Origin of the sequence: Endozoicomonas atrinae (genome assembly GCF_001647025.1) — a bacterium.
GTDB lineage: Bacteria > Pseudomonadota > Gammaproteobacteria > Pseudomonadales > Endozoicomonadaceae > Endozoicomonas > Endozoicomonas atrinae.
Map to the genome: position 1 here is coordinate 1 of NZ_LUKQ02000281.1, position 6,541 is coordinate 6,541.

The following is a 6,541-nucleotide window of genomic DNA, read 5'->3' on the forward strand; positions in this document are numbered from 1 at the left end:
GCGTCATTCGTAAGGCGATCAAGAACCGGAAGATTTTTCGGACTGATGAGTCAGTCATGAAGGTAATCTATCTGGCCATGGAAAAAGCTTCCGAGAAATGGACCATGCCGATCAGGAACTGGAAAGCAGCCATGAACCGGTTTGAAATTATGTTTCCTGACCGGTTCAAGGAGTAATAGTTTTGGTGGCGTTTACACAGAATTATTTACAGGCTCACATGGAACCACCATGCCCTGCGCCGTTCGCCTTTATGCTCTTTGGGTATTGCCTGAATTCGTGTGTAATCAACTGGACTCATGGCTAATTGAGAGCGCCCCCTGAAAGAAGACATACCTACGACTTTATATGCATCGAACTCATATTGATTTAACTGAGTACAGAATGATTTGGATGTTTAGGTGGTATAATACAACATGAAACGCCCCATCAGGGTATAACGTGTCGTGGAGGTCCACATAAAAACACTGAAATCGGGCAAAGTTATCTGCAAGGAAAGGTAATAGTCTGAATTGTAGTAACTAAGATCTGATCTGACACTTTCCGATCCATCGTCGTTTGTACCGTCAGGTCAGATTCAGACGATCTGTTTTTCCTTACAGATTATTTTGCCTGATTCCAATGTCTGCAGGGGTGTCCTCCCACAACACATTTTACCCTGATGGGTTCGTTCTGTGTTGTAGTAGTCCACCCAAGCATCCAGATCCATCTGTAATTCATTCAAGTCAGTGTAGACCTTCTTTCTGAAGGTCACCTGATAGAACTCGTTCAGAATCGTTTTATGGAAGCGCTCGCAGATCCCATTAGTCTGTGGGTGCCTGGCTTTGGTTTTCGTGTGCTCGATATCACTGGCGGCCAGATAAAGCTCATAATCATGTTGCTCAATCTTACCGCAGAACTCAGTGCCCCTATCAGTAAGCATGCGCAGCATCGGAATGTCGTGTTCTGCAAAGTACGGTAATACGCGATCATTCAACAGGTCGGCTGCAGTAATCGGCGTTTTGGTGGTGTAGAGCTTGCAGTGCGCAATCTTGCTGTAGGTGTCCACAAACGTTTGCTGGTAAACCCTGCCCACGCCTTTCAACGTGCCAACGAAGAAGGTGTCTTGAGAACCAAGATAGCCAGGATGAGCTGTTTCAATTTCACCACAGGCAATATCGGTTTCTTTCTTTTTCTCAAGGGCTGCAAGTTGAGATTCTGTGAAGATGGCATCGTTAGCTGCAGCGTATTCTTCCAGTGCCTTAAGACGCTTTTTGAAAGTCTCCAGGTTATGCCGTTGCCAGATACTTCGAACGCCACCGCCTGATACAAATATGCCGAGCTTTCTGAGTTCATTACTGACTCGGGTTTGACCAAGGGCCGGGTTATCAATAGCCAGTTTACAAACCGCTTCTTCAACGTGAGGTTCCACGCGATTTTTAGGGTTTGGAACCTTTTTTGATTTGGCCAGCAGCGCATCGATTCCACCATCTTCGTAAGCATTTTGAACTCTGTAGAAGGTGTCTCTGGAAACACCCATGACCTTGCAGGCACGAGATACGTTTTTCAATTGATCAGCCAACTCTAAAAGACCAAGCTTGTGTTTAATGGCAGGATGGTTATTCTGGTTCATTGAGGGTTACCTTTGGTTTTGTTTATTGGTGGTACTTTAAACTTAAACCGGTAACCCTCTTCAGATAAAGAGGGAGTGTCTGATCAGATCGTTACTTATTCATCTGAATGTGACCTGACGGTACAAACGACGATGGAGCATAGAGTATCAGGTCAGATCCAGGTGGCTATATATTAAAAATATTGCTCAATATATAAGGCTCCTTAATCATCACTGGAGTACTCGTTAACCGGATAAACAATCGAAAGAAATGCTATTCTTTATCACCCTGCTCCACTTCGACTCCATCAAAGACATTTCTCAATGTCTTTTCTACCGCAGTATCATCACACATCGAGTCTGTCAGAAAAGCATGTTCCAGCGCGCTTCGGGCATTAAGTCGATAATCCAATGATGGATGAAGTAATAAGTTAATAAAATTAACCACCGATGTTTCACCCCCAATCCCATAACATCCACTCAATAATGCAGCTCGCTTCTTTTGCAGTTCTCTTCCAGCCTCTTCAATAACTTCACCATCAGATACCCCTTCACTTCGCAGTTCAGAATATTTTGCATTAAGAATATCATTCCAAATGCCGGTTTCTTTGAATTCCAAATCAGCCTGGTGGAAATTGAGCGGTTTGAGGGCTGTCTTCCATTGACCATTGAGTTCATTCTTCTTTTTATATTCTATCAAATTCATACCCAGAGCATATATTAGCCTCCACTGGTTCTTGTCATAGGGATCAACGTCAATATTACCATTAGTAAAAAGATCATAACCGTCAGGATTGGTAGTTCTGGCAAAAATAGAATATAAAATTTGCCCAATACTATAGCTATCAACTTTATCAGACATAGTTGCACGTTGTTTCGCATCAAAGTACTCAGGCGATGTATAGTGCACTGTTCCCATTTGCTGTTTCTCACCAACCTTCCCAAGATTTCCAAAATCAATAACAAATACCTTCAGATCTTTACTGGACACCCTGATATTCTGCGGTTTGATATCCTGGTGGTTAAATCCTTGATCTTCCAAATGATGAAGTACACTGAAAACTTGTCTGATAATACATTGAATCGCTCCCCAGAAATTAGCATGCGAAACCTTTCCTGAGCGGTACTGCTCAAGCAGCGTATCCAAGACCTTAGACAAGTCTGCTCCGGGTATATAGTCCAGCAATAAACCTGACTGCCCGTTGATTTCTCGTATTCCATGGCATTTAACAATACCTGGGTGCTCGCCTACACTCTGCATAGCCTGATACTCATACTCAATCTGCGACTGTCGTGAAGCTGATATTTCCCTTTTGAATGCAAATACCTTATTACTGTCAAATTCATCAACAACTTTCCAAACTTCGCCAAAGCCACCTTTCCCGATAACACCCTGTTTTATCAACCGGCTTTCACAATGTTGAGGAATCTGAAATTCCTTTGAATGATCATCATCGATAACATCAACCTTCATATCCGATAAAAAACGTGAATAAGATACATTTGAAAAATCACACTGTTGCAAATAGCTTGGTGGTGAAGGGAGGGACATATAACCGGAAGAAGATGATCCCCGATAAAAGGAGCCTTCCTTGGCTTTATATTGCGGAGTTATATATGATGAAAAATCACCCTCGACATGGTTGTTAAATCGCATACTGCCCCTCCCTGGCAAACCCGAAGATCTATTCCGTCCTTAATTGACTTTATTTCGAGTTAATTTATCACACAACAGACCATTATTATTTACTACTTAAGTTATAGAAACAGGCTAACCTCGAAGACATTCTCAATTAAACAGGTAACCAATAACAAATAAGTTTCAGTCGTTCTTGAGAGGTGAGAATGCATTGTAAGATACCGAAATTAGTGACTAAATGCTGCATTGGGGTTAATCAGTCCTGAAGCCAAACAATAAACCTTTAAGAATAATTTTCGAGTTTTCGCTTGTCTCTATTGCTTTCATGTTTCGAAAAAATCACCCTTGCGCCTACTCTTCTAATCAACCAACATAAACGCAATGATGGGTAACTTCAGTCATCTTCCAGTCCCGAGCAACAAGGAGAAGAACCATCACCATGGCCAGCCACCAGCAACGGGTACTGATTCTGTTTGCCCATCCTTCCCAGCACCGGTCGGAGGTCAACCTTCCGATGTTGAAGGCGAGTCAGGGTTATGAGCAGGTCACCGTGGTGGATCTTTACCGCGAATACCCGACTCTGCGCATCAATATCGAGAAAGAACAACAGCGTCTGCTGGAGCACGATGTGGTCGTCTTTATGTTTCCTCTTTACTGGTACTCGACACCGGCTATTTTGAAAGAGTGGCAGGATCTGGTACTGGAATATGGCTTTGCCTATGGCCGTGACGGAGTGGCATTAAAAGACAAAATATTTCTATGTGTACTCACTGCCGGAGGAGCAGAAAAAGCCTATCAGAACGGAGGCTATAATCATTTCACCATCCGAGAACTATTACAGCCACTGGAGCAGACGGCTAACCTGACCGGTATGCACTACCTGCCACCCTTTGCACTCTTCAGTGCTCGCACGGCAGCGGAAGAAAACCGGATTGAACAGCATGTCGGGCACTGGCAGCGCCTGCTTCAGGCGCTGATCGATAACCGGGTGGATGTCAACAAAACTCGTGGCTTGAATACCCTGGCCGAACCACTCGAGTCAATTCTCAAGGACTGACCATGACCGCTTATTTTATCCAGGCATTTATCTATCTCTGTGCCGCAGTCCTGCTGGTACCACTTGCCAAACGGCTGGGCCTCGGTTCGGTGCTGGGCTACTTGATTGCCGGTGTTATCATTGGCCCATTGACCGGACTTGTCGGGCAGGAAACCGCTACTATTCAGCATTTTGCCGAGTTTGGCGTAGTTATGATGCTCTTCCTGGTGGGGCTTGAATTACAACCCCAGACACTCTGGTCAATGCGTCACCAGCTGCTGGGGCTGGGAGGGCTACAGGTTACCCTGACAGCGGCAGTTGTAACAGGTGTTGCCCTGACGTTTGGCCTGCAGTGGACCGTAGCGCTGGCCGTCGGCCTGATCTTTTCATTATCGTCTACGGCGATTGTGCTGCAGACATTTAATGAAAAAGGCCTGTCTAAAACCGAAGGAGGCAAGAGTGCCTTTTCGGTTCTGCTGTTTCAGGATATCGCCGTGATTCCCATGCTGGCCTTCATTCCATTGCTGGCACTGCCAGAGCTTCAGGAAGCAGCATCAAAACTCTCAGCGGCAGCAGAACACCATGAAGAGCTGAGCATTGTCACCCATCTTCCCGCCTGGGCAACAGGGCTGGTGATTATTGGCATCATCAGCGCTCTGGTTGCTGCAGGCCACTTTCTGAGCCGACCTCTGTTTCGCTATGTTGCTGATTCCGGACTGAGGGAAGTATTCACCGCTACCGCTCTCATGTTGGTGATTGGTATCGCGGCTCTTATGGGGCTGATTGGTCTTTCTCCAGCGCTGGGAACCTTCCTTGCCGGTGTGGTGCTGGCCAACAGCGAGTTCCGCCATGAGCTGGAGGCGGATATCGAGCCGTTTAAAGGCCTCTTGCTCGGACTGTTTTTTATCACCGTGGGGGCCGGCATTAACGTTGAGATTCTCTCCAACAGTCTGATTACTATTGTGGGTCTGACACTGGGGCTGATGCTCACCAAGGCACTGGTTCTTTTTGGGCTGGCCATACTGTTCCGTGTGCATCATAGCGACCGCTGGCTGTTTACCCTGAGCCTGGCCCAGGCCGGTGAGTTTGGGTTTGTACTGCTGAGCTATACCGTTGCCGAACATGTAATCCCACACGATCTGGCACAGATGCTTTCCATGGTGGTCGCACTGTCCATGTTCCTGACCCCTGCACTGTTTATCCTGTTTGAAAAGGTCATTCAGCCCCGATACCAGAAAAGCAACGATGACCGGGAGCCCGATACCATTGACCAGCAAGCCCCAGTGATCATTGCTGGCATTGGTCGCTTTGGTCAGATTGTTAACCGCCTGCTGGTTGCCAACAACATACCGACGGTTGTTCTGGATCATTCCGCCGCGCAGGTGGATGTGATGCGCAGCCTGAATATCAAAAGCTTCTATGGCGATGCCAGCCGCCCGGACCTGTTACACACCGCCGGTATTCACGAAGCCAGCCTGATGATTGTCGCCATTGATGATCGAGCCCGGGCGCTGGAGCTGGTTGAACATGTGAAGCAGAACCACCCCCATATTAAAGTGCTTGTGCGCTCCTTTGATCGTGCCCATAAATACGAACTGCGGGATGCTGGTGCTGACCTGATCGTCAGTGAAACCTACCACTCCGCCCTGAATATGGGCACCCAGGCACTGGAGGCCCTTGGATTCCATCCCTTCCATGCGGAACAGATGCGCCAGAACTTTGCTGAGATGGAAAACAGCAACTGCCTGAAACTCTATGAAAGCTGGCGGGGAGAAGGTGAATCCCGCAGCTTTGGGGATCACTACCGCGACCTGTTTATCAAGCTGGAAGGATTGATGCGGGATTCCATGAAAAAAGATCGGGCCGACCGACACACCAGGTCTGAGCGGGGCTGGACACCACCACCGAAAGATTATTTAAAGGATTTCAAAGCTGATTAATTGTTTTTATTAGCAACAAAGATTGTAAAGCACACACAGTAAAGAGCTATTTCTTTAAATAACTTTGTGGACTGTGCAACCTCTGTTGTTCAATTACTGCCTGTTAACTGTATTGATCATAAAGAGCCTGTAAATAATTCTGTGTAAACGCCACCAAAACTATTACTCCTTGAACCGGTCAGGAAACATAATTTCAAACCGGTTCATGGCTGCTTTCCAGTTCCTGATCGGCATGGTCCATTTCTCGGAAGCTTTTTCCATGGCCAGATAGATTACCTTCATGACTGACTCATCAGTCCGAAAAATCTTCCGGTTCTTGATCGCCTTACGAATGACGC

General features: G+C 46.4%; 4 protein-coding genes and 2 pseudogenes. 3 read left to right on the forward strand and 3 right to left on the reverse strand.

Annotated elements, in window-relative coordinates; genetic code table 11:
- Window positions 1–176 (forward strand): annotated as a pseudogene (locus AK963_RS32405) (IS256 family transposase); the annotation flags it as partial.
- A gap of 398 nt (window positions 177–574) precedes the next feature.
- Here the strand turns inward: AK963_RS32405 and AK963_RS24030 are convergent.
- Window positions 575–1,609, reverse strand: coding sequence for an IS481 family transposase (locus AK963_RS24030; RefSeq protein ID WP_066017929.1), 1,035 nt, complete (start codon window positions 1,607–1,609; stop codon window positions 575–577).
- Window positions 1,610–1,862: 253 nt separating this feature from the next.
- A complete protein-coding gene (locus tag AK963_RS24035; protein ID WP_066017930.1) occupies window positions 1,863–3,245 on the reverse strand; it encodes a protein kinase domain-containing protein in 1,383 nt (460 codons plus the stop codon).
- 421 nt (window positions 3,246–3,666) lie between these two features.
- On the opposite strand from AK963_RS24035, the gene AK963_RS24040 reads away from it, so the two are divergent.
- Window positions 3,667–4,284 carry an NAD(P)H-dependent oxidoreductase gene (locus AK963_RS24040; RefSeq protein WP_066017931.1) on the forward strand — a complete coding sequence of 206 codons (618 nt, stop codon included), beginning with the start codon at window positions 3,667–3,669 and terminating at the stop codon, window positions 4,282–4,284.
- 2 nt (window positions 4,285–4,286) lie between these two features.
- On the forward strand, window positions 4,287–6,203 hold the full coding sequence (locus AK963_RS24045) for a monovalent cation:proton antiporter-2 (CPA2) family protein (protein WP_066017932.1): 1,917 nt from the start codon (window positions 4,287–4,289) through the stop codon (window positions 6,201–6,203).
- A 162-nt stretch (window positions 6,204–6,365) separates the two neighbouring features.
- Here the strand turns inward: AK963_RS24045 and AK963_RS35845 are convergent.
- Window positions 6,366–6,541: pseudogene (locus tag AK963_RS35845) on the reverse strand (IS256 family transposase); the annotation flags it as partial.